29 protein-coding genes are annotated in these 24,112 nt (G+C 47.3%); all 29 read left to right on the forward strand.

What is annotated here, in order from left to right; all coding sequences use genetic code 11:
* Nucleotides 1–383: 383 nt before the first annotated feature.
* Entirely contained in the window at nt 384–3,947 is a 3,564-nt protein-coding gene (gene rpoB / locus AC50Y3_RS29020; protein WP_494822176.1) for a DNA-directed RNA polymerase subunit beta, read from the forward strand.
* 178 nt (nt 3,948–4,125) lie between these two features.
* The gene (rpoC, locus tag AC50Y3_RS29025) at nt 4,126–7,725 is read left to right on the forward strand and encodes a DNA-directed RNA polymerase subunit beta' (RefSeq protein ID WP_494822194.1); all 3,600 of its coding nucleotides are present in this window, start codon (nt 4,126–4,128) and stop codon (nt 7,723–7,725) included.
* Between the two features lie 263 nt (nt 7,726–7,988).
* Entirely contained in the window at nt 7,989–8,219 is a 231-nt protein-coding gene (locus AC50Y3_RS29030) for a ribosomal L7Ae/L30e/S12e/Gadd45 family protein (RefSeq protein ID WP_091225556.1), read from the forward strand.
* Nucleotides 8,220–8,353: 134 nt separating this feature from the next.
* Nucleotides 8,354–8,773, forward strand: a complete 420-nt coding sequence (gene rpsL / locus AC50Y3_RS29035) for a 30S ribosomal protein S12 (protein ID WP_090583216.1) — start codon at nt 8,354–8,356, stop codon at nt 8,771–8,773.
* A gap of 64 nt (nt 8,774–8,837) precedes the next feature.
* Nucleotides 8,838–9,308 (forward strand): 30S ribosomal protein S7, encoded by a 471-nt coding sequence (gene rpsG, locus AC50Y3_RS29040; protein ID WP_090986341.1) that lies wholly within the window; start codon nt 8,838–8,840, stop codon nt 9,306–9,308.
* 29 nt (nt 9,309–9,337) lie between these two features.
* Complete coding sequence (gene fusA / locus AC50Y3_RS29045) at nt 9,338–11,419, forward strand: elongation factor G (RefSeq protein ID WP_494822177.1); 2,082 nt, start codon at nt 9,338–9,340, stop codon at nt 11,417–11,419.
* Between the two features lie 113 nt (nt 11,420–11,532).
* A complete protein-coding gene (tuf, locus tag AC50Y3_RS29050) occupies nt 11,533–12,723 on the forward strand; it encodes an elongation factor Tu (RefSeq protein ID WP_090986338.1) in 1,191 nt (396 codons plus the stop codon).
* Nucleotides 12,724–13,306: 583 nt separating this feature from the next.
* A complete protein-coding gene (rpsJ, locus tag AC50Y3_RS29055) occupies nt 13,307–13,615 on the forward strand; it encodes a 30S ribosomal protein S10 (protein WP_005544556.1) in 309 nt (102 codons plus the stop codon).
* 41 nt (nt 13,616–13,656) lie between these two features.
* Nucleotides 13,657–14,280, forward strand: coding sequence for a 50S ribosomal protein L3 (gene rplC / locus AC50Y3_RS29060; RefSeq protein WP_494822178.1), 624 nt, complete (start codon nt 13,657–13,659; stop codon nt 14,278–14,280).
* Between the two features lie 25 nt (nt 14,281–14,305).
* Nucleotides 14,306–14,929 (forward strand): 50S ribosomal protein L4, encoded by a 624-nt coding sequence (rplD, locus tag AC50Y3_RS29065; RefSeq protein ID WP_494822179.1) that lies wholly within the window; start codon nt 14,306–14,308, stop codon nt 14,927–14,929.
* A complete protein-coding gene (gene rplW / locus AC50Y3_RS29070; RefSeq protein ID WP_090986332.1) occupies nt 14,929–15,219 on the forward strand; it encodes a 50S ribosomal protein L23 in 291 nt (96 codons plus the stop codon). The genes rplD and rplW overlap by 1 nt, the downstream gene beginning before the upstream one ends.
* Nucleotides 15,220–15,283: 64 nt before the next feature.
* Nucleotides 15,284–16,114 (forward strand): 50S ribosomal protein L2, encoded by an 831-nt coding sequence (gene rplB, locus AC50Y3_RS29075; RefSeq protein WP_494822180.1) that lies wholly within the window; start codon nt 15,284–15,286, stop codon nt 16,112–16,114.
* Nucleotides 16,115–16,182: 68 nt separating this feature from the next.
* On the forward strand, nt 16,183–16,464 hold the full coding sequence (gene rpsS / locus AC50Y3_RS29080; protein ID WP_091225564.1) for a 30S ribosomal protein S19: 282 nt from the start codon (nt 16,183–16,185) through the stop codon (nt 16,462–16,464).
* Between the two features lie 43 nt (nt 16,465–16,507).
* Complete coding sequence (gene rplV / locus AC50Y3_RS29085) at nt 16,508–16,843, forward strand: 50S ribosomal protein L22 (RefSeq protein ID WP_090986326.1); 336 nt, start codon at nt 16,508–16,510, stop codon at nt 16,841–16,843.
* Between the two features lie 13 nt (nt 16,844–16,856).
* Nucleotides 16,857–17,519, forward strand: coding sequence for a 30S ribosomal protein S3 (rpsC, locus tag AC50Y3_RS29090; RefSeq protein WP_091225565.1), 663 nt, complete (start codon nt 16,857–16,859; stop codon nt 17,517–17,519).
* A gap of 2 nt (nt 17,520–17,521) precedes the next feature.
* On the forward strand, nt 17,522–17,956 hold the full coding sequence (rplP, locus tag AC50Y3_RS29095; RefSeq protein WP_090986323.1) for a 50S ribosomal protein L16: 435 nt from the start codon (nt 17,522–17,524) through the stop codon (nt 17,954–17,956).
* Nucleotides 17,946–18,146 carry a 50S ribosomal protein L29 gene (gene rpmC, locus AC50Y3_RS29100; protein WP_090583239.1) on the forward strand — a complete coding sequence of 67 codons (201 nt, stop codon included), beginning with the start codon at nt 17,946–17,948 and terminating at the stop codon, nt 18,144–18,146. Before rplP ends, rpmC begins: the two co-directional genes overlap by 11 nt.
* A 48-nt stretch (nt 18,147–18,194) precedes the next feature.
* Nucleotides 18,195–18,458, forward strand: coding sequence for a 30S ribosomal protein S17 (gene rpsQ, locus AC50Y3_RS29105; protein ID WP_090986321.1), 264 nt, complete (start codon nt 18,195–18,197; stop codon nt 18,456–18,458).
* Between the two features lie 44 nt (nt 18,459–18,502).
* Entirely contained in the window at nt 18,503–18,871 is a 369-nt protein-coding gene (gene rplN / locus AC50Y3_RS29110; protein ID WP_090583243.1) for a 50S ribosomal protein L14, read from the forward strand.
* Nucleotides 18,872–18,916: 45 nt separating this feature from the next.
* Nucleotides 18,917–19,270, forward strand: coding sequence for a 50S ribosomal protein L24 (gene rplX / locus AC50Y3_RS29115; RefSeq protein WP_091225566.1), 354 nt, complete (start codon nt 18,917–18,919; stop codon nt 19,268–19,270).
* Between the two features lie 31 nt (nt 19,271–19,301).
* Entirely contained in the window at nt 19,302–19,844 is a 543-nt protein-coding gene (gene rplE / locus AC50Y3_RS29120) for a 50S ribosomal protein L5 (RefSeq protein WP_090986316.1), read from the forward strand.
* 22 nt (nt 19,845–19,866) lie between these two features.
* A complete protein-coding gene (locus AC50Y3_RS29125; RefSeq protein ID WP_090583249.1) occupies nt 19,867–20,052 on the forward strand; it encodes a type Z 30S ribosomal protein S14 in 186 nt (61 codons plus the stop codon).
* 30 nt (nt 20,053–20,082) lie between these two features.
* Nucleotides 20,083–20,481, forward strand: coding sequence for a 30S ribosomal protein S8 (rpsH, locus tag AC50Y3_RS29130; RefSeq protein ID WP_090986314.1), 399 nt, complete (start codon nt 20,083–20,085; stop codon nt 20,479–20,481).
* Between the two features lie 30 nt (nt 20,482–20,511).
* Entirely contained in the window at nt 20,512–21,054 is a 543-nt protein-coding gene (rplF, locus tag AC50Y3_RS29135; RefSeq protein ID WP_090986312.1) for a 50S ribosomal protein L6, read from the forward strand.
* Nucleotides 21,055–21,119: 65 nt separating this feature from the next.
* Complete coding sequence (rplR, locus tag AC50Y3_RS29140; protein WP_494822181.1) at nt 21,120–21,488, forward strand: 50S ribosomal protein L18; 369 nt, start codon at nt 21,120–21,122, stop codon at nt 21,486–21,488.
* 31 nt (nt 21,489–21,519) lie between these two features.
* On the forward strand, nt 21,520–22,017 hold the full coding sequence (gene rpsE / locus AC50Y3_RS29145) for a 30S ribosomal protein S5 (protein ID WP_090986309.1): 498 nt from the start codon (nt 21,520–21,522) through the stop codon (nt 22,015–22,017).
* A 13-nt stretch (nt 22,018–22,030) separates the two neighbouring features.
* Nucleotides 22,031–22,216, forward strand: coding sequence for a 50S ribosomal protein L30 (gene rpmD, locus AC50Y3_RS29150; RefSeq protein WP_090583259.1), 186 nt, complete (start codon nt 22,031–22,033; stop codon nt 22,214–22,216).
* A gap of 120 nt (nt 22,217–22,336) precedes the next feature.
* Nucleotides 22,337–22,777, forward strand: a complete 441-nt coding sequence (gene rplO, locus AC50Y3_RS29155) for a 50S ribosomal protein L15 (protein ID WP_090986306.1) — start codon at nt 22,337–22,339, stop codon at nt 22,775–22,777.
* Entirely contained in the window at nt 22,778–24,076 is a 1,299-nt protein-coding gene (gene secY, locus AC50Y3_RS29160; RefSeq protein ID WP_494822182.1) for a preprotein translocase subunit SecY, read from the forward strand.
* The last annotated feature ends 36 nt before the right edge of the window (nt 24,077–24,112 follow it).

The raw sequence follows: 24,112 nt of genomic DNA on the forward strand, positions 1-24,112 counted from the left end.
TGACTTTCCTAATGTGATATCATTATAAAATGTCAGCATTAAAATGGGCACAATCTCTTTAGTCCACTAAAATGTCAAGCGCTATTTTAAATGAATAGAAACAGCGAATTTGACGTATAATGTTTACATTTTGGGTCAAAATTACTTGATATGAGACTTTTGTGGTTTATTGTACCACAGAGTTGTGGCTGACAGAAGCATGCTCTTTTTTCGATTTCTCGATAAGGGCTTTTCTTTATTTGAATCAGAATTTGCCTGCTGCACATTCTGGTTTTAACAATGTGATAAACGTTCGCGGTCATGCTCGCACATTTACGGGTAAGATTAGCGAACTGTTTAAGCTTGTTTATACAAGGTCATTGTTCACTTTCTGTGAAGCAGACATGAGGGGTGAGGTTAAGTTGGCAGGACAACTTGTTCAGTATGGGCGTCGCACGCGTAGAAGCTATGCCCGCATCCGCGAGGTGCTCGAAGTTCCGAACCTGATTGAAATCCAACAAAAATCGTACGAGAAGTTTTTGGAGAAGGACTTGCTAGAGCTTTTCCAAGACATTTCGCCGATTCAGGATTTTACAGGTAATTTGATGCTTGAGTTCATCGACTATTCACTTGGCGAGCCTAAGTACTCTGTCGATGAGTCGAAAGAACGCGACGTGACCTATGCAGCACCGCTGCGTGTGAAGGTTCGACTCATTAACAAGGAAACCGGCGAAGTGAAAGAGCAAGAAGTGTTCATGGGCGATTTCCCGCTGATGACCGAGACGGGCACATTTATTATTAATGGCGCGGAACGCGTTATCGTCAGCCAATTGGTTCGTTCACCTAGCGTTTACTTTAGCACGAAAGTGGACAAAAACGGCAAGAAAAATTATACGGCTACGGTGATTCCAAACCGCGGTGCTTGGCTGGAGCTTGAAACCGATGCGAAGGACATTATTTATGTTCGTATTGACCGCACTCGGAAGATCCCTGTCACAGTGCTTCTTCGCGCTCTTGGATTCGGCACGGATGCTGAAATTTTAGAATTGCTGGGCCATGACGAATATATTCGCAACACGCTGGATAAGGATAACACCGACTCCACGGAAAAAGCTCTTATCGAGATTTACGAAAGACTCCGTCCGGGTGAGCCGCCTACGCTTGATAATGCAAAGAGCTTGCTGGTTGCGCGCTTCTTTGATCCAAAGCGTTATGATTTGGCTAACGTAGGTCGTTACAAAATCAATAAGAAGCTGCACATTAAGAACCGTCTGTTCAACACGCGGCTGGCGGAAACGTTGTTTGATCCTTCGACAGGGGAAATCCTGGCGGAAGCTGGTCAAATGATCGACCGTCGTTTGCTGGATGAGCTAATTCCTCATCTGGAGAACAATGTAGGCTTCAAAACGTACAATGTGGCAAATGGCGTTCTTGATGCGGATAGTATTCCGCTTCAAACGGTGAGTGTATTCTCCCCGCTTGATGAGACTAAAGTGATTAAGGTCATTGCCAACGGCATTATCGACAAAGCTGTTAAGCATATTACACCTGCTGATATAATCGCTTCCATCAATTATTTCATAGATTTGCTGCACGGCGTAGGAAGCACGGATGATATTGACCACCTAGGTAACCGTCGTCTTCGTTCGGTTGGCGAGCTGCTTCAGAACCAGTTCCGTATCGGTTTGTCCCGTATGGAGCGTGTTGTCCGTGAGCGTATGTCCATCCAGGATGCTAATGCGATTACTCCGCAGGCGCTTATCAATATCCGTCCTGTTATTGCGTCGATTAAAGAGTTCTTTGGTTCATCCCAACTCTCGCAGTTTATGGACCAAACCAATCCGCTTGCTGAGCTGACGCACAAACGTCGTCTGTCTGCACTCGGACCCGGCGGTTTGACGCGTGAGCGCGCGGGCTTTGAGGTTCGTGACGTTCATAACTCTCACTATGGCCGTATGTGTCCGATTGAGACGCCGGAGGGACCGAACATCGGTCTGATCAACTCCTTGTCGACTTTCGCGCGTATTAACGAATATGGCTTTATCGAAGCTCCATACCGCTGGGTTGATCCTAAGACGGCTATTGTTACGGAGCAAATTGCCTACCTGACTGCTGACGAAGAAGATAACTACGTTATCGCGCAAGCGAATGCGAAGCTTACCGGCGAAGGTAAGTTCCTCGAAGATGCGGTTATCGTTCGTTACAACAAGCAGGCTGACAATATTTTGACTATGCCTACTGAACGTGTTGACTATATGGACGTATCGCCTAAACAGGTTGTATCCGTTGCTACGGCGCTCATTCCGTTCCTTGAGAACGATGACTCCAACCGTGCACTCATGGGATCCAACATGCAACGGCAGGCTGTTCCGCTTCTTATTCCGAAGTCTCCACTTGTCGGAACAGGCATGGAGCATAAGTCTGCTAAAGATTCAGGCGTATGTATCGTTGCTAAATACGATGGCGTTATCGAACGCGTGTCGGCCAATGAGATCTGGCTGCGCCGCGTCGAGATGATTGACGGTAAGCCGGTAACAGGCGACTTGGTGAAATCGAAGCTGCATAAGTTCATGCGCTCTAACCAAGGTACTTGTATCAACCAGCGTCCAATTTGTCGTAAAGGCGATATCGTGAAGAAAGGTGATATCCTTGCGGATGGTCCTTCCACTGAAATGGGCGAATTGGCGCTCGGACGTAACGTTGTTGTTGCGTTCATGACGTGGGAAGGCTACAACTATGAGGATGCGATCCTACTAAGCGAGAAACTGGTTAAAGAGGATGTGTACACTTCCATTCATATTGAAGAATATGAGTCAGAAGCGCGTGACACGAAACTTGGACCGGAAGAAATTACACGCGACATTCCGAACGTCGGCGAAGAAGCGCTCCGCAACTTGGATGAGCGCGGTATTATCCGTGTCGGTGCTGAAATTAGCGCAGGAGACATTCTCGTTGGTAAAGTAACGCCTAAAGGGGTTACGGAGCTGACGGCTGAAGAGCGTTTGCTGCATGCGATTTTCGGTGAGAAAGCGCGTGAAGTTCGTGATACCAGCTTGCGTGTACCTCACGGTACTGATGGTATCGTCGTAGACGTTAAAGTGTTTACTCGTGAGAACGGCGACGAATTGCCGCCAGGCGTTAACCAATTGGTTCGTGCCTACATCGCGCAGAAACGTAAAATCTCTGAAGGGGATAAGATGGCGGGACGTCATGGTAACAAAGGGGTTATCGCCCGTATCCTCCCAGAAGAAGATATGCCGTTCCTTCCGGACGGAACACCAGTAGAGGTTGTTCTTAACCCGCTGGGTGTACCTTCGCGTATGAACATCGGTCAAGTGCTCGAAGTCCATCTAGGTATGGCTTGTAAGCGTCTTGGCATCCATGCTGCAACGCCGGTATTCGATGGAGCGCGTGAGTATGACGTGTTTGACTCCATGGAAGAAGCAGGCATGCAGCGTAATGGTAAGACAGTCTTGTACGACGGACGCTCCGGTGAGCCGTTCGAGCGTGAAGTAACAGTCGGCGTCATGTACATGATTAAACTGGCGCACATGGTTGATGATAAAATCCATGCTCGTTCCACTGGTCCTTACTCGCTCGTTACTCAGCAGCCGCTGGGTGGTAAAGCGCAGTTCGGCGGTCAGCGTTTCGGGGAGATGGAAGTTTGGGCGCTTGAAGCCTATGGCGCCGCATATACATTGCAAGAGATTTTGACCGTGAAATCCGATGATGTCGTCGGCCGTGTCAAAACGTACGAGTCTATCGTGAAGGGCGAGAACGTTCCGGAACCGGGCGTACCTGAATCCTTCAAAGTTTTGATCAAAGAGCTTCAGAGCTTAGGTATGGACGTTAAGATCCTATCTGAGAATGAAGAAGAGATCGAAATGAAAGAGATGGACGATGAGGATGATGCAGCAACTGACAAGCTCAACCTCAATTTGGAAGGTGCAGAAGTAGGCGTCGAGTAATCGTTGCTTTCCTGCCGGAAGTCATAAGCATGCCGAATCCAACTTCACGGGCGGATGTAAGGTTAAAGGAGCTGCTTGAACAGTGCTCCTTTAGCCGTTAACGGCGTTAAATACAGCATATTAGTGAACCATGACGAAGGAGGGTTGCTCCTTGTTGGACGTGAACAACTTCGAGTATATGAAGATTGGATTGGCATCTCCGGATAAAATCCGATCGTGGTCCCGCGGAGAAGTAAAGAAACCGGAAACGATCAACTACAGGACTTTAAAACCGGAGAAAGAAGGTCTTTTCTGCGAAAAGATTTTCGGACCGACGAAAGACTGGGAATGTCATTGCGGTAAATACAAACGTGTTCGTTATAAAGGCGTCGTTTGTGACCGCTGTGGTGTTGAAGTAACGCGTGCGAAAGTTCGTCGTGAGCGTATGGGACATATCGAGCTAGCGGCTCCTGTATCCCATATCTGGTACTTCAAAGGAATTCCAAGCCGTATGGGGCTGGCGCTTGATATGTCGCCTCGTTCGCTTGAAGAGATCATCTATTTTGCATCATATGTGGTAACGGATCCAGGCGATACGCCGCTTGAGAAAAAGCAGCTGTTGTCCGAGAAAGAATACCGCAGCTACCGTGAGAAATACGGCTATGGCTTCCATGCAGGCATGGGTGCAGAAGCAGTTAAGAAATTGCTTCAAGACATCGATGTTGAGCGTGAGCTTGAAACATTGAAAGAAGATCTTCGTACCGCTCAAGGCCAACGTCGTAACCGTGCGATCAAACGTCTTGAAGTTATCGAAGCATTCCGTAACTCCGGCAATATGCCGGAATGGATGATTCTTGATGTGCTGCCGGTTATTCCACCGGAACTTCGTCCAATGGTACAGCTTGACGGTGGACGTTTTGCAACGTCTGACCTTAATGACTTGTACCGTCGTGTAATTAACCGTAACAACCGTCTGAAACGTCTGCTTGATCTCGGTGCGCCGGATATTATCGTGCAGAATGAGAAGCGTATGCTTCAAGAAGCGGTTGATGCTTTGATCGATAACGGCCGCCGTGGTCGCCCGGTAACGGGTCCGGGTAACCGTCCGCTTAAATCGCTCAGCCATATGCTTAAAGGTAAGCAAGGACGTTTCCGTCAGAACTTGCTCGGTAAACGGGTTGACTATTCCGGTCGTTCCGTTATCGTCGTAGGTCCTAGCTTGAAAATGTTCCAATGCGGATTGCCGAAAGAAATGGCGCTTGAGCTCTTCAAGCCGTTCGTAATGAAGGAACTCGTTAACAAAGGTCTTGCACACAACATTAAGAGTGCAAAACGTAAAGTTGAACGCGTTAGCCCAGAAGTTTGGGATGTGCTTGAAGAAGTAATCAAGGAGCACCCGGTTCTACTGAACCGTGCCCCGACCCTTCACCGTTTGGGTATCCAAGCGTTCGAACCGATTTTGGTTGAAGGTCGCGCAATTAAGCTTCACCCGCTCGTTTGTACCGCTTATAACGCGGACTTTGACGGTGACCAAATGGCTGTTCACGTACCGCTCTCTGCTGAGGCGCAAGCTGAAGCACGTTTGCTCATGCTGGCTTCGGGTAACATTTTGAACCCGAAAGACGGCAAACCGGTCGTAACGCCTTCACAGGATATGGTTCTCGGAAGCTTCTACCTGACTATGGATAACAAAGAGGGTAAAGGCAGCGGTTCTGTATTCGCAACTGTAAACGAAGCGATCTCTGCATACCAACGCGGCATCGTATCGCTGCATGCACGTATATTTATCCCGGTTAAAGTTCTGAAGAAAACGTCCTTCACGGATGCACAGCAGAAAACGCTGATTTGCACCACGGTCGGTAAAGTCATCTTCAACGAAATTTACCCGCCGGATTTCCCTTTCATCAACGAACCGACTAAGGTGAACTTGCTGCAAGGAACCCCGGATAAATATTTTGTCCATGATAAGGGCGCAGATTTGTTTAAGTTTATGGATGGTTTGGCTCAAATTGGCGGCGTAGGTAAAGAGTATCTCGGCTTGATTATTGCAGAGTGCTTCCGTCAATACCATACTACTAGAACTTCGGTTATGCTCGATAAGATCAAGGAGCTCGGCTTTACGTACTCGACTCGTGCGGGTATTACAGTTGCGGTTTCTGACGTTATTGTTCCGCCTGAGAAGGTTGAGATCTTGAGAGAGTCCGAAGAGAAAGTTAAAGTCGTTTCGAATCAATACCGTCGTGGTTTGATTACGAACGAAGAGCGTTATGACCGTGTTATTGAAATTTGGAGCAAAACCAAAGATCAAATTACTGAAATTCTCATGAAATCGATGGATCGTTACAACTCCATCATGCTCATGGTGGATTCCAAAGCACGGGGTAACAAATCGCAAATTACACAGCTTGGCGGTATGCGTGGTTTGATGGCGAATCCATCCGGTCGGATTATCGAATTGCCAATCAAGTCCAACTTCCGTGAAGGCCTAACCGTACTCGAATACTTCATCTCGACGCATGGTGCGCGTAAAGGTCTTGCCGATACCGCATTGCGTACAGCTGACTCAGGTTACCTGACTCGTCGTCTGGTTGACGTTGCACAAGATGTAATCGTTCGTGAAGATGATTGCGGAACAGACAAAGGCTTTAGAGTAAGCAAAATTCAAGACGGTAAAGAGGTTATCGAAGATCTCTACGACCGTATTGAAGGCCGTTACTCCTTTGAAACTGTACGTAATCCACAAACCGGCGAAGTCATTCTTAACCGCAGCCAGCTGATCGATTCCAATAAAGCAGAAGAAGTTATCGCTGCTGGAGTAGAAAGCCTGCAAATCCGTTCCGTTCTTAGCTGCCGCGCTCGTCATGGCGTATGTAAAATTTGCTACGGGCGTAACTTGGCAACAGGCAAGTTCGTTGAGATCGGTGAAGCGGTTGGTATTATCGCTGCTCAGTCCATCGGGGAACCGGGAACACAGCTTACAATGCGTACCTTCCATACCGGCGGTGTTGCCGGAGACGATATTACGCAAGGTTTGCCGCGTATCCAAGAGCTTTTCGAAGCACGTAACCCGAAAGGTCAAGCGATCATTTCCGAAATCGATGGTGTTATTAAAGACATCCGCGAGACGAAAGACCGCCGTGAAATCGAAGTCCAAGGTGAAGCAGAATCCAAAGTGTACGCAGTCAGCTATGGCTCCCGTATCCGCGTAGTCAAAGGCAAGCAAATCGAAGCCGGCGATGAGCTCACAGACGGTTCGATCGATCCGAAGGATATGCTCCGTATTAAAGGTATCCGTGGTGTACAGAACTATATCCTTCAGGAAGTTCAACGCGTTTACCGGAACCAAGGGGTAGAAATCAACGATAAGCATATCGAGGTTATGGTGAAGCAAATGCTTCGCAAAATCCGTATCGTAGAAGCAGGCGACACTACGTTGTTGCCAGGCGCTTTTGTTGATATTCATGAGTACGAAGCAGCTAACCGCGATGCAATTCTCTCCGGCAAAGAGCCGGCGGTTGCCAAACCGGTACTGTTGGGTATTACCAAAGCATCCCTTGAAACGGACTCCTTCTTGTCAGCAGCCTCGTTCCAAGAGACAACTCGTGTCTTGACCGATGCCGCTATCAAAGGTAAAGTCGACCAGTTGCTTGGTTTGAAAGAGAATGTTATCATTGGTAAGCTCATCCCGGCAGGTACAGGTATGCAGCGTTATCGCAGCGTGCATGTAGCTGGTATGGATGATGAGCCAGGCATGGAAGAACTGCAAGTTGAAGCAGAGAGCGTACCGGTTGAGTCTTAATCGGGAAGTGATATAAGGCAGCATGTGGACAAAGAGCGAGCGGGGCTGCATCCGTTGTAAACGGAAGTTAGCCTGCCGCTCTTTGCGCCGTCATGCCTTGTCATGATAATCCATTTTCTCCTGTAATTCTTGTAGAGATATGCTTGACATTCACCAAGCCTAGATGCTAATATGTCGTAGTGTGCCAAATCGCACAACCTCTACGCATGTCATTAACGAAACTTGATCGTTCTAGTTTTGACTGACTTGGAAGGATGGTTGTGATGCGGTTTGTAATAGGTAGCAAGCAAACGACGAAGATGGTTGAGCAAGGCTTAGCCACTCAAGTCTATGTAGCACAAGATACAGATCCGCGGCTGAAGAACAGTATTGTTCGGCTTTGCGAAACATCGGGAGTGCCAATCATCTGGTCTGAATCAATGAAGAGCCTTGGGGAAACCTGCGGGATCGAAGTTGGGGCAGCGATGGCAGCGGTTATACCGGAAATCGAATAAAGAAGTAATGTTTTTACCGAGTGAATAACAAGGTAGAAACTTTCGTTTGTTTCTTTATGAACCGCCTGGATCTGTGGGCTTAAATAGCCAATATGTCTTGAAATGTTTTACTAAGTGAGGAAGGGGGATGCAACATGCCAACAATTAACCAACTCGTTCGCAAAGGCCGTGAAGCGAAAGTCGTTAAATCGAAATCGCCAGCCCTGCAAAGAGGCTTCAACGCACTGAAACGTGAAGAAACAAACCTGAGTTCACCACAAAAACGCGGGGTTTGTACACGTGTAGGTACGATGACTCCGAAAAAACCGAACTCCGCTTTGCGGAAATATGCGCGTGTACGTTTGACTAACCGCGTTGAGGTTACAGCTTACATCGGCGGTATTGGACACAACCTACAAGAGCATAGCGTAGTATTGGTACGCGGCGGCCGGGTAAAAGATCTTCCGGGTGTTCGTTACCATATCGTTCGTGGTGCGCTTGATACAGCGGGTGTTAACAACCGTAAACAAGCTCGTTCCAAATACGGAACTAAACGTCCTAAAGTTAAAAAATAAGGCATAGCCGGTGACGGTTATCCTCATCCTAAAATGAAAAACTAGAAGAAAGGGGGACTTCCACATGCCACGCAAAGGTCCAGTAGCAAAACGTGATGTATTGCCAGATCCGTTGTACAGCAGCAAGCTTGTAACACGCTTGATCAACCGTATCATGATCGATGGTAAACGCGGTGTCGCTCAAACAATTTTGTATGATGCGTTCACTCTTATCAACGAGCGTACGGGTAAAGAACCGATGGAAGTTTTTGAAGCAGCAATTAAGAACATCATGCCAGTACTTGAAGTTAAGGCACGCCGTGTAGGCGGTTCGAACTACCAGGTACCAATTGAAGTTAAACCTGAACGTCGTACAGCGCTTGGTCTCCGTTGGCTCGTGAACTATTCACGTAACCGCGGTGAGAAAACGATGGAAGAACGTTTGGCGGCTGAAATCATCGATGCTTCCAATAACACTGGTTCATCCGTGAAAAAACGCGAAGATACACACAAAATGGCTGAAGCGAATAAAGCGTTCGCTCACTATCGTTGGTAGAATTCGCTCAATCGAAAGGAGACTGAATTATGGCAAGAGAGTTCTCCTTGAAAAATACGCGTAATATCGGGATCATGGCGCATATTGATGCAGGTAAAACTACCACTACAGAGCGGATCCTGTTCTACACAGGCCGTACCCACAAAATCGGCGAGGTGCACGAAGGTGCAGCAACGATGGACTGGATGGAGCAGGAACAAGAGCGCGGAATCACGATTACTTCCGCTGCTACAACTGCTCAATGGAATGGTCACCGCATTAATATTATCGACACCCCGGGGCACGTTGACTTCACTGTTGAAGTTGAACGTTCCCTGCGTGTATTGGACGGGGCCGTTGGTGTTTTCAGTGCTAAAGAAGGCGTAGAGCCGCAATCCGAAACTGTTTGGCGTCAAGCTGACCGTTACGGCGTACCGCGGATCGCTTACGTCAACAAAATGGATATTATCGGTGCAGACTTCCTTAACGTTGTTAGAGATATGCGCCTGCGTCTTAACGCAAATGCTGTGGCAATTCAATTGCCGATCGGTGCAGAGAACGACTTCGTAGGTGTAATCGACTTGGTTGAACGAGTTGCTTACAAATACAAAGACGATCTTGGTAAAGATCCGGAGAAAATTGAAATCCCTGCAGAATACAAAGACCAAGTTGAAGAACTTCGCTTGGAAATGATCGAGAAAGTTGCTGAGCTTGATGAAGAGCTCACAATGAAATATCTCGAAGGCGAAGAAATCAGTGTTGCTGAGATTAAATCCGCACTTCGCAAAGGTGTTTGCGAAGTTAAGATCTTCCCAGTAATCGTTGGTTCCTCGTACCGTAACAAAGGCGTTCAATTGATGCTTGATGCAGTTGTTGACTACTTGCCATCACCAATCGACGTTCCAGATATCAAGGGTCACCTTGAAGATGGCACTGAGACGATCCGCAAGTCTGCTGACGACCAGCCTTTCGCAGCATTGGCGTTCAAAATCATGACTGACCCTTACGTAGGTAAACTGACGTTCTTCCGCGTATACTCCGGCGTACTTAGCTCCGGTTCATACGTTGTGAATGCAACGAAAGGCAAACGTGAGCGGATCGGTCGTATCCTTCAGATGCACGCTAACAGCCGTCAAGAAATCAGCGAAGTTTACTCCGGTGATATCGCAGCAGCTGTAGGTTTGAAAGATACAACTACTGGCGATACGCTTTGTGATGAGAAGCACCCGGTTATCCTTGAGTCGATGAACTTCCCTGAGCCGGTTATCCAGCTTGCGGTTGAGCCTAAGACTAAAGCTGACCAAGACAAAATGGGTATTGCTCTTCAAAAGCTGTCTGAGGAAGATCCTACGTTCCGTGCTCACACGGACGAAGAGACCGGCCAAACGATCATCGCTGGTATGGGCGAGCTTCACCTTGAAATTCTAGTTGACCGTATGCTTCGTGAATTCAAAGTCGAAACAAACGTTGGTAAGCCACAAGTAGCTTACCGTGAGACGTTCAAAACGGCTGCGAAGGTCGAAGGTAAATTCGTTCGTCAATCCGGCGGACGCGGTCAATTCGGACATTGCTGGGTTGAATTCTCCCCGCTTGAGCCAGGCTCAGGCTTTGTGTTTGAGAACAAAACCGTGGGTGGTTCCATTCCGCGTGAGTTCATCGCTCCAATTCAAGCAGGTATCGAAGAATCGATGAAAAATGGTGTCGTTGCCGGCTTCCCGGTTGTTGACATCAAAGCAGTCGTAGTAGACGGTTCCTACCATGACGTTGACTCCTCGGAGATGGCGTTCAAAATTGCTGGATCGATGGCGCTTAAAGCAGCGAAAGAGAAATGTTCTCCAATTCTGCTTGAGCCAATCATGAAAGTAGAAGTTAGCGTTCCTGAAGAGTACATGGGCGACGTAATGGGTATGTTGAGCTCCCGCCGCGGTCGTATCGAAGGTTCGGACACACGCCATGGTGCGTTGATCGTTCGTGCTAAGGTGCCTCTGGCTGAGATGTTCGGTTACTCCACTACACTTCGTTCCGGTACACAAGGTCGCGGCGTGTTCTCCATGGAGCTTTCGCACTATGAAGAAGTACCACGTTCGATCTCGGAAGAGATCATCTCCAAATCCAAAGGTGCTGCTAACTAGTAGCCCTTTAACAACTTGCATCTCATAAGTTGTACTTTGGCTGAATGCTGGGGGCAATAAGCTCCCACACAGCCGATCACATAATCTTCTATCTATTAAGGAGGAATAGTTCAATGGCTAAGGCTAAATTTGAACGTAATAAACCGCATGTTAACATTGGTACAATTGGTCACGTCGATCATGGTAAAACAACTTTGACTGCTGCAATCACTACAGTTCTTTCGAAAAGATACGGTGGTGCTGCTGTAGCATTCGACCAAATCGACAAAGCTCCAGAAGAGCGCGAGCGCGGTATCACAATCTCCACAGCTCACGTTGAGTACGAAACTCCTAACCGTCACTATGCACACGTTGACTGCCCAGGTCACGCCGACTATGTTAAAAACATGATCACTGGTGCTGCACAAATGGACGGAGCAATTCTGGTTGTATCCGCAGCTGACGGCCCAATGCCGCAAACGCGTGAGCACATCCTTCTTTCCCGCCAAGTAGGCGTACCTTACATTGTCGTATTCCTGAACAAATGCGACATGGTTGAAGATGATGAGTTGCTTGAACTCGTTGAGATGGAAGTTCGCGACCTTCTTAGCGAATATGAGTTCCCAGGTGATGATACTCCAATCATCCGTGGCGCTGCTCGTGAAGCTCTTCAAAACCCAGACGGTCCTTGGGCTGACAAAATCATCGAGCTGTTCGAGCACGTTGATACTTACATCCCAACTCCACAACGTGATACTGACAAGCCGTTCCTTATGCCAGTTGAGGACGTGTTCACAATCACAGGTCGTGGTACAGTTGCTACAGGACGCGTTGAGCGTGGCGTAGTTAAAGTATCTGACGAAGTTGAAATCATCGGTATTGCTGAAGAAACTCGCAAATGCGTTGTAACAGGCGTAGAGATGTTCCGCAAATTGCTTGATTCCGCACAAGCTGGTGACAACATCGGCGCATTGCTTCGTGGTGTAGACCGTAAAGACATCGAGCGTGGTCAAGTACTTGCTAAGCCAGGTTCCGTTAAACCACACACGAACTTTACAGCTCAAATCTACGTTCTGACTAAAGAAGAGGGCGGACGTCACAAACCTTTTTTCACAGGTTACCGTCCACAGTTCTACTTCCGTACAACTGACGTAACTGGTATCATCAGCTTGCCTGAAGGTACTGAGATGGTTATGCCAGGCGACAACATCACAGTAACGGTTGAGCTTATCGCTCCAATCGCTCTGGAAGATGGTACTCGCTTCGCAATCCGTGAAGGTGGCCGTACTGTAGGCGCCGGCGCTGTAGCTTCCATCCAAAAATAATGAAACTGCAGCGCAAGCTGCAGCTCATGAAGCCCTCACTTCGGTGGGGGCTTTTTTATTACTAAATTTTGATGTTTGCGCAAATGGCGTATATTCATTAATATAAATGAAGACAAAGACGCGCAGAAACAAAGAGAACAAAGTGAATGCAGTTAATCGTAAATGGCTTTGAGTATGCAAGCCATTTTTATTATGCCTTCACCACGGGTTTTGGAAGTGCATCACTGGGAAGCAGGAAGTGTAACGGAGTGAATTAGGAGCCGGAGAGTTTACGTGCTGCCTTTGAAATTAAGTTCCCACAGGTGAATTATTTCTTAATGAAGAAACTTAATTTCAACAGCAGCCGAAGGCCTTATTTCATGCAGTGTAACGGAATTTGCAACCCAAAAGATTCATTTTAACAAAATCAACATTTTTGTTGCATTCGCCCACCGATTCAGATATAATAGTGAGCGTTGGTCTGTGACGTTGCGATGATGCGAGAGGTTGCCGACACACACGGCTCCTTTGCCATGAGGGGCGTGTCGGGTTTTCTTGCGGAGTATGTCCGATACTAAATTGGGCGATAGAAGGAGGGACTTATATGGCTAAGCAAAAGATTCGTATTCGCTTGAAAGCATACGATCATAGAATTCTGGATCAATCCGCAGAGAAGATTGTTGAAACTGCGAAACGTTCCGGTGCAGGCGTGTCTGGGCCGATTCCGCTTCCTACTGAGAAGCAAATCATCACCATTCTGCGTGCGGTACACAAGTACAAGGATTCTAGGGAGCAATTCGAAATGCGCACTCATAAGCGTTTGATCGACATTGTTAACCCAACGCCGCAAACGGTTGATGCATTGATGCGCTTAGATCTGCCATCCGGTGTAGATATCGAAATCAAACTGTAAGTTATGCATATTTGAAAATGGAAAGGAAATGAGGTGTCAACATGAAAGGTATCTTAGGTAAAAAACTTGGAATGACGCAAGTGTTTACTCCTGAAGGTAACGTAATTCCGGTTACGGTTATCGAAGCAGGCCCTTGTGTTGTTTTACAGAAGAAGGACCAAGACAATGACGGTTACGTATCCGTACAACTTGGTTTCTCCGACAAGAAAGAATCGAGAGCTACTAAGCCAGAAATCGGCCACGCTAAAAAAGCGGAAACGGCTCCTAAGCGCTACGTTCGTGAATTCCGCGGCATTAACATCGCTGAATATGAAGTTGGCCAGGAATTGAAGGCTGACCTGTTCGCAGCTGGCGAGTTCGTTGACGTTACAGCTACTTCCAAAGGTAAAGGTTTCCAAGGTAACATCAAACGTTGGAACCAAAGCCGCGGCCCTATGGCGCACGGCTCGCGTTACCACCGTGGTCCAGGTTCGATGGGTTCTATCCAAGCGAACCGCGTACCAAAAGGCAAACACCTTCCAGGTCACATGGGTAACGAAACCGTTACAATCCAAAACCTTGAAATCGTGCGCGTCGATGCAGAACGTAATGTATTGCTCGTTAAAGGCTCCATTCCGGGTCCTAAAAATAGCTTTGTAAAAGTTAAATCTACGGTGAAGAAATAATCGCCTAAGAAAGGAGGAACATGAAATGCCGAAAGTAGCACTTTATAGCGTGAATGGCTCGCAAGTTGGCGAGGTTGAATTGTCCGAAGCGGTATTCGGAATTGAACCAAACGTTCACGTATTGCATAGCGCAGTTCTTTTGCAGCAAGCTTCTGAACGCAGAGGTACGCACAAAACAAAAGGTCGCTCCGAAGTACGCGGTGGCGGTCGTAAACCTTGGAAACAAAAAGGTACTGGCCGTGCGCGTCAAGGTAGCATTCGCTCCCCGCAATGGGTTGGCGGTGGTACAGTATTCGGACCAACTCCACGCAGCTATAGCTTCAAACTTCCTAAGAAAGTTCGTCGCTTAGCAATCAAATCTGCTTTGTCTTCCAAAGTGATCGACAACGAAATCATCGTTCTGGATCAACTGGCGTTCGCGCAACCGAAGACTAAAGAATTCGCAGCGATTCTGAACAACCTGAAAGTGGCTCGTAAAGCACTGGTTGTAACAGCTAGCTACGAAGATAATGTAGCACTTGCAGCTCGTAACATTCCTAATGTGAAGTTCGTTGCAGCCGATGGCATCAATGTTCTAGACGTTATGAAATACGACAAGCTGATTATCACTAAAGAAGCAGTTGAAAAAGTACAGGAGGTGCTTGCGTAATGAAAAATCCTCGCGATATTATCAAGCGCCCAATCATTACTGAACAAACAAGTGATTTCATGGCGAATAAGAAGTACGTATTCGAAGTTGATATCCGTTCTAACAAAACTGAGATCAAACTTGCGATCCAATCGATATTTAAAGTAAAAGTATCGAGCGTAAACACGCTTCGCATGCCGGCTAAGCCTAAACGCTACGGTAAACACAGCGGATACACATCCGAGTGGAAAAAAGCGATCGTACAATTGAGCGCAGATAGCAACGAGCTAGAATTTTTCGAAACAGTTTAAGTAGCGAAGAAGCCCCCGGCTTCTCGTGAAAGAACGTTAGATATCGGTTAAGGAGGGAATCGAAGTGCCAGTTAAGAAGTATAAACCGACATCTCCAGCGCGACGTGGTATGTCCGTCTCGACATTCGAAGAGATCACCACAAGCACACCGGAGAAATCACTTCTTGCGCCGCTTTTCAAAAAAGCTGGTCGTAATAACCAAGGTAAAATTACGGTTCGTCATCACGGTGGCGGCCATAAACGTAAATACCGGATCATCGACTTCAAACGTAATAAAGACGGTATCGTAGGTAACGTAGCGACGATCGAATACGATCCGAACCGTACGTCCAACATCGCACTTATCCACTATGTGGATGGCGAGAAAGCCTACATCATCGCACCTAAAGGTCTTAAAGTTGGGGATAAAATCGTTTCCGGAGTAGATGCAGACATCAAGATTGGTAACGCGTTGCCACTTGAGAACATCCCGGTAGGTACAGTTATCCACAACATCGAGCTGAAACCAGGTAAAGGCGGACAATTGGTTCGTGCTGCTGGAACAGATGCTCAACTTCTTGGTAAAGAAGAGCAATACGTCACAATTCGCTTGACGTCTGGCGAAGTACGTCGTATTCTGAAAAAATGCCGTGCTACAATCGGTTCTGTTGGTAACGAAGATCACGAACTCGTGAAAATCGGTAAAGCCGGCCGTTCCCGTTGGATGGGCAAACGCCCTGAAGTACGTGGTGTTGTAATGAACCCGAACGATCACCCACACGGTGGTGGTGAAGGCCGTGCGCCAATCGGACGTAAATCTCCAATGTCTCCATGGGGCAAACCGACACTCGGTTTCAAAACACGCAAAAAGAAAAAAGCATCGAGCCAATACATTATTCGTCGTCGTACGAAGTAATAGGCGCCTCGGCGTCATGAGCGTGACGCGCCGCGTCGCGTAACGCTAGCGTGAAGGGAGGATCATCCATGGGTCGCAGTTTGAAGAAAGGACCGTTTATTGACGGTTACTTGCTGAAAAAGGTTGAAGTTCTGAACGAGCAAGAGAAGAAGACAGTCGTTAAGACTTGGTCTCGCCGTTCTACAATCTTCCCGCAATTCATTGGTCACACTTTTGCTGTTTATGACGGTAAAAAGCACGTGCCGGTATATGTGACGGAAGATATGGTTGGCCACAAACTCGGTGAGTTCGCGCCAACGCGTTCGTACAAAGGACACGGTAATGACGACAAGAAAACAGGTCGCCGTTAATCGTTAAATAGTTACGTTATAAAGGTCGAGAGGAGGTTCATCCATGCAACAAGCTAAAGCGTTCGCTAACCACGTCCGCATTGCACCTCGTAAAGCTCAGCTGGTTGTTGATTTGATCCGTGGTAAGCAAGTCGGCGAAGCAATCGCGATTCTGCGCCACACACCAAAATCGGCTTCCCCAATCGTTGAGAAGCTGCTGAATTCCGCAATTGCTAATGCGGAGCACAACTACCAGTTGGACGTGAACAAACTTGTTATTACACAAGTATTTGTAAACCAAGGGCCAACAATGAAACGTTTCCGCCCGCGCGCAATGGGTCGTGCTAGCCGGATTAACAAAAGAACCAGCCACATTACTTTGGTGGTATCCGAAAAATAAGGAGGGAAAACGTGTGGGACAAAAAGTAAACCCGGTCGGTCTACGTGTTGGTATTATCCGTGATTGGGAATCCAAATGGTACGCAGGCAAAGACTTCGGCGAATTGCTCATGGAAGATGTTAAAATCCGTGAGTACCTCAAAAACAAATTGAAAGATGCGGCTGTCTCCAAGTTCGAAATCGAGCGTGCAGCTAACCGCGTTAACGTTACAATTCATACAGCTAAGCCTGGTATGGTTATCGGTAAAGGCGGATCTGAAGTTGAAAACCTTCGTTCCGAACTGTCGAAAATCGCTAAAGGCAAAAAAGTGCACATCAACATCTCTGAGATCAAACATCCAGAACTTGATGCGATTCTCGTAGCTGAGAGCATTGCACAACAACTTGAGCGTCGGATCTCGTTCCGCCGTGCAATGAAACAATCCATCCAACGTACAATCCGTTCGGGCGCGAAAGGTATCAAAACTTCCGTTAGCGGTCGTTTGGGCGGCGCTGAGATTGCTCGTCAAGAAGGTTATAGCGAAGGTACAGTTCCACTTCATACGCTGCGTGCAGACATTGACTATGGAACAGCAGAAGCTGCGACAACATACGGCCGTATCGGCGTTAAAGTATGGATCTATCGCGGTGAAATCCTTCCAACTAAGAAGAAAGCTCCACAGGAAGGAGGCAACTAATCATGTTGGTCCCAAAACGTGTCAAACATCGTAAGCAACAACGTGGTCATATGAAAGGTCGCGCAAAAGGCGGTACTGAAGTAGCCTTCGGCGAATACGGTCTACAAGCACTTGAGCCTTCATGGATCACTAACCGTCAAATCGAAGCAGCGCGTATTGCGATGACTCGTTACATCAAACGTGGCGGTAAAGTATGGATCAAGATTTTCCCTGCGAAACCAATTACGCAAAAGCCTCTTGAAGTCCGGATGGGTAGCGGTAAAGGTAACGTAGAAAAATGGGTTGCTGTCGTAAAACCGGGCAAAATAATGTTCGAGCTTGCTGGCGTATCTGAAGAGATCGCACGTGAAGCAATGCGTCTTGCAGCACATAAACTCCCAGTTAAAACGAAGTTCGTGAAACGCGAAGAAGTGGGTGGTGAAGCAAATGAAAGCTAATGATTTCCGCAACCTAACCTCTGTTGAACTCGAACAAAAAGTCGCTGGATTCAAAGAAGAGCTATTCAACCTTCGTTTTCAATTGGCTACCGGCCAACTGGAAAACCCAACTCGCATCCGCGACGTACGTAAGGATATAGCTCGTGCCAAAACCGTTCTTCGTGAAAGAGAACTCGGAATCAGCAGCTAAACTGCGATTGTCCGTGAGCGATAACGAATGCATGGAAGGAGGATGAACATGAGCGAACGTAATGCCCGCAAAGTTCAAGTAGGTAAAGTCGTGAGTGATAAAATGGACAAAACAATCGTTGTTGCCATTGAAACTTACAAAAAACACGATCTGTACCACAAACGTATTAAATACACGAGAAAATTCAAGGCGCACGACGAGAACAACCAAGCTAAGATTGGTGATATCGTTAAAGTCATGGAAACTCGCCCGCTATCCAAAGACAAACGGTTCCGTTTAGTCGAAATCGTTGAAGCTGCTGTTATTTTGTAAGAAATGCTTCCTAGTAAGCATTTTCCCGAAAGGAGGACGTTGAAATGATTCAACCATTTACACGTTTGGCTGTCGCTGACAACTCTGGCGCGAAAGAACTGATGTGCATCCGTGTGCTCGGTGGTACTGGACGTCGTGTTGGCCATATCGGCGATTTGATCGTCTGCTCCGTCAAACAAGCAACACCCGGTGGCGTTGTCAAAAAGGGTGATGTAGTTAAAGCGGTTATCGTGCGTACGAAACGTGCGGTTCGCCGTAAAGACGGTTCATACATCGCATTTGATGAGAACGCAGCGGTTATCGTAAAAGAAGACAAAAGCCCGCGCGGCACACGTATTTTTGGACCAGTTGCTCGCGAACTTCGCGACCGCGACTTCATGAAAATCGTATCGCTTGCTCCGGAAGTTATCTAAAAAGTACTTTGCGCATTCCGCGCAAGCACGCAGGAGGTGTAACTCATGCCACGGTTGAAGAAAGTGTTGGAATCTCATAACAATAAATTGCACGTGAAGAAAGACGACACGGTAATGGTCATTACGGGCAAAGACAAAGGCAAAAAAGGCCGCGTTATTGCAGCGTATCCGCGCCAAAACCGCGTACTCGTCGAAGGCGTCAATATGGTGAAGAAACATGCTCGTCCTTCGCAAGCTAATCCGCAAGGCGGCATTATCGAGCAAGAAGCGGCGATTCACGTTTCCAATGTTATGCACATCGATCCTAAGAGCGGTAAAGTAACTCGGATCGGATATAAAGTGCTTGATAACGGCAAAAAAGTCCGGATCGCTAAGAAATCCGGCGAGGTAATTGATTAATTGACCTATACGGAAAGGAGGTCCACGTTACATGGCAGCAAGAATGAAAGATCGTTTCCTGAATGAAATCACTCCTGCTCTTATGCAGAAGTTCAACTATACAACAGTAATGCAAGTGCCTAAAATCGAGAAAGTTGTAATCAACATGGGTGTTGGTGAAGCTGTTTCCAACTCCAAAGTTCTCGATGTTGCTGTTGAAGACATGCGTTTGATCTCTGGTCAAAAGCCTGTAGTAACTCGCTCCAAGAAATCGATCGCTGGTTTCAAACTTCGCGAGAACATGCCGATCGGGGTTAAAGTAACATTGCGCGGTGAGCGCATGTACTATTTCCTTGATAAACTGTTCAATGTCACACTTCCACGCGTACGCGACTTCCGCGGCGTATCGAACAAAGCGTTTGATGGCCGTGGTAACTACACTCTGGGTCTGAAAGAGCAATTGATCTTCCCAGAGATCGAGTATGATAAAGTTGACAAAGTACGCGGTATGGACGTCGTCATCGTCACGACGGCAAAATCGGACGAAGAAGCTCGTGAACTGCTGACCCAAATGGGCATGCCGTTTACGAAGTAATCCACAGGAGGTGTAATACCAAGTGGCAAAAACTTCGATGAAGGTTAAGCAGCAACGTGCTCCTAAATTCAAAGTGCAGGCTTATACACGCTGCGAACGTTGCGGCCGTCCGCATTCCGTTTTGCAAAAGTTTAAAATTTGCCGGATTTGTTTCCGTGAATTAGCATACAAAGGCCAGATTCCTGGCGTTAAAAAAGCAAGCTGGTAATCAGCCTAGTTCGGGAAGGAGGTTTACACAATGGTTATGTCTGATCCGATCGCAGATATGCTTACACGCATTCGCAACGCAAACGTTGTGCGTCATGAGACCGTAGAAATGCCTGCTTCGAAAGTAAAGAAGCAAATCGCTGAAATTTTGAAACGCGAGGGCTTTATCCGCGATGCCGAGTATATTGAAGATAACAAACAAGGGATGATCCGTATTTTCCTAAAATACGGCCCGAACCAAGAGCGTGTAATTACGGGGCTGAAACGTATCAGCAAACCGGGTCTACGCGTTTACACGAAAAGCACTGAAGTGCCTCGCGTATTGGGCGGCCTGGGAATGGCGATCATTTCCACGTCCCAAGGAATTATGACTGATAAAGAAGCTCGTCAGGTTAAATCCGGCGGCGAAGTCGTCTGCTACGTTTGGTAATTAACTGTCACAACGATTGGAGGTGTAACAATGTCTCGTATTGGCCGTAAACCGATCCAAGTTCCAGGTGGCGTAAACATCGACTTGGACAACAGCTTGATCACTGTTAAAGGACCTAAAGGTACACTGAGCCGCGAAATCCACAAGGATATGAAAGTGGTTGTAGCTGACAGCGTAATTACTGTAGAGCGTCCTTCTGACAATAAATTGCATCGTTCCCTACACGGTACAACTCGCAGCGTCATCGCTAACATGGTTAGTGGTGTAACTGAAGGTTTTGCAAAAAACCTTGAGCTAGTAGGCGTTGGTTACCGTGCAAACAAAACTGGCGAGAAAATCGTACTTAACGTTGGTTACTCGCACCCAGTAGAAATCACTCCTGAGAGCGGAATCGAGTTCGATGTTCCATCGAACACGAAAATCACTGTTAGAGGCATCGATAAAGAACTCGTTGGTGCAACTGCTGCGAAAATTCGCTCCGTACGTGAGCCTGAGCCGTATAAAGGTAAAGGTATCAAGTATGAAGGCGAGCGTATCCTTCGTAAAGAAGGTAAAGCTGGTAAGAAGAAGTAAGCAGCCGCTTAGCGCTGCTTAATCGGATAGCTTCATAAGGACCCAAGGAAAGGAGTGTACAACGAATGATTACAAAAGGCGATAAAAACAAAGCACGTCTCAAACGTCACCTGCGTGTGCGTAAGAAAATCAACGGAACTACGCAGCGTCCGCGTCTCTCTGTATTCCGTTCCTCCAAACACATCTATGCACAATTGATTGATGATGTTCAAGGCGTAACGGTCGCTTCAGCGTCCACGCTTGATAAAGAAATCGCAGAACAATTCACAAATGGTGGTAACATCGAGGCTGCTCGCAAAATCGGTGAAGTTATCGCTTCTCGCGCTAAAGCGAAAGGCGTAGACAAAGTGGTTTTCGACCGCGGCGGTTACTTGTACCATGGAAGAATTCAAGCACTGGCTGATGCAGCTCGCGAAGCAGGACTTGAGTTTTAATCGATAATACTTATGAAGGAGGTAAGTCGACTTGCGTATCGATCCAAATACGTTGGAACTAACTGAAAAAGTAGTTCAAATCAACCGTGTAGCGAAAGTAGTAAAAGGCGGACGCCGTTTCAGCTTCAGCGCACTGGTAGTTGTAGGTGACGGTAAAGGATATGTTGGCGCAGGGATCGGTAAAGCTGGCGAGGTACCGGATGCAATCCGCAAAGGTATCGAAGATGCTAAGAAAAACCTGATCCATGTACCACTTGTGAAAACAACAATCCCACATCAAGTGCTCGGACACTTCGGCGCTGGACGCGTATTGCTTAAACCAGCATCTGAAGGTACTGGAGTAATTGCAGGCGGACCGGTTCGTGCCGTTCTTGAACTTGCAGGTGTTGGCGACATTCTAACCAAATCGCTTGGTTCTTCAAACTCCATGAATATGGTTAACGCGACACTAGAAGGACTTTCCCGTCTGAAACGTGCCGAGGACGTTGCTAAACTTCGTGGCAAAACCGTGAAAGAGCTTTTGGGCTAAGGAGGAGAATACGATGGCAAAATTGCAAATCACCCTCGTTCGCAGCCTGATCGGTCGTAACGAGAAGCAGCGTGCTACTGTTGCTACGCTTGGTCTTCGCAAGATTCGTCAATCGGTTGTCCACAGCGACAGCCCGGCTATCCGTGGCATGATTACTCATGTCAGCCACTTGATCAAAGTGGAAGAAGTACAAGCATAAATCGTCTTTAATGGCGTAAATGATATACCGCTTCAACAGTATGCTTTCAAAGACGAGTTTTGCTGATGAAGCAAACTCGTACAGAAAGCAGCGTAAAACATTAAGGAGGTGCAACGTACGATGAAATTGCATGAACTTTCACCAGCACCGGGTTCTCGTAAAGAAGGCTTCCGTAAAGGCCGTGGTATCGGTAGCGGCAACGGTAAGACAGCCGGTCGTGGTCATAAAGGTCAAAATGCTCGTTCCGGTGGTGGCGTTCGCCCAGGGTTCGAGGGCGGACAAAACCCATTGTACCGTCGCTTGCCTAAACGCGGCTTCAACAACCCGTTCCGTAAAGAGTATGCGATTGTGAACATCGATGAGTTGAACAGCTTTGCAGCTGGCACAGAGGTAACACCTGAGCTTCTGCTTGAGCAAGGTATCGTTAAAAACCCACAGAGCGGAATCAAGATCTTGGGTAATGGCGAAATCACAGTTCAACTTACGGTAAAAGCAAGCAAGTTCTCTCAATCTGCGGTAGAGAAAATCCAGGCTGCCGGCGGTAAAACCGAGGTGATCTAATTGTTCAAGACCGTGTCCAACATTTGGAAAGTGGAAGACCTTCGCAAGCGGATCCTGTTCACGCTGTTCATCCTGTTGGTTTACCGGATCGGTTCTTTTATCCCGGTTCCTGGTGTCAACAAAGATGTATTTACACAAACTGATCAGGCCGGTTCTGAATTGTTTGGTTTGCTTAATACGTTTTCCGGTGGGGCACTGTTCCAGTTCTCGATCTTCGCGATTGGGATCATGCCTTACATTACCTCATCGATCATCGTACAGCTTCTGTCGATGGACGTTATCCCTAAATTCGCCGAATGGGCGAAGGAAGGCGAGAATGGTAAACGTAAACTTGCTCAAATTACTCGTTACGGTACGATTATCCTCGGTCTAGTCCAAGGTTTTGGTACTGCAATTGGTTTTAACCGGCAATATCAGTACGATATGATTCCTGGTGCAACGGTTACGGATTATATTATGATTGCGATAATTCTAACGGCAGGAACAGCCTTCCTCATGTGGCTCGGTGAGCAGATTACGGAGAGAGGCATCGGCAACGGGATCTCGGTCCTCATCTTTGCCGGTATCGTAGCAAGAATACCTGCGCATGCTCGATCCATCTACACGCAGGAGTTTGTTGATGCAAGCAACATCTTCCTTAGCATTATTAAGGTAGTGGTGATTGTAATTGCGATCATCGCAATTATCGTCGGCGTTATCTTTGTACAACAAGGGATTCGCAAAATTCCGGTTCAATACGCTAAGCGCGTTGTTGGACGGAAAATGTACGGTGGGCAATCTACCCACATTCCGCTGAAAGTTAACGGTGCAGGTGTTATCCCGGTTATCTTTGCAGTATCACTTCTGATGTTCCCGGTTACGATCGCGAACTTCTGGTCGACACATGCATGGGCAACTTGGGTTCAAACTCATATGTACTACGACAAGCCGCTTGGCATGGTGTTGTACGTAATACTGATTATCGCTTTCACGTTCTTCTACACGTTTGTGCAAATCAATCCGGTGCAGATGGCCGATCAAATGAAGAAAAATGGTGGTTATATTCCGGGCATTCGTCCTGGTAAACCGACATCTTCCTACATTACGCGCGTCATGTCGCGGATCACACTCAGCGGAGCGATCTTCCTATCGCTCATCTCGATCTTGCCGGTACTCTTCGGCACGCTCGCTGATTTGCCTCGTGATGTGAAGCTCGGCGGAACCTCGCTGCTAATCGTAATCGGTGTTGCACTGGATACGATGAAGCAAATCGAGACGCAATTGATCAAGCGCCACTACAAAGGGTTTATCAATAAATAACAATAGGTTCGCAAGCGGGCTTCCGCGCATCTAATT

This window comes from Paenibacillus sp. J22R98, assembly GCF_059383835.1.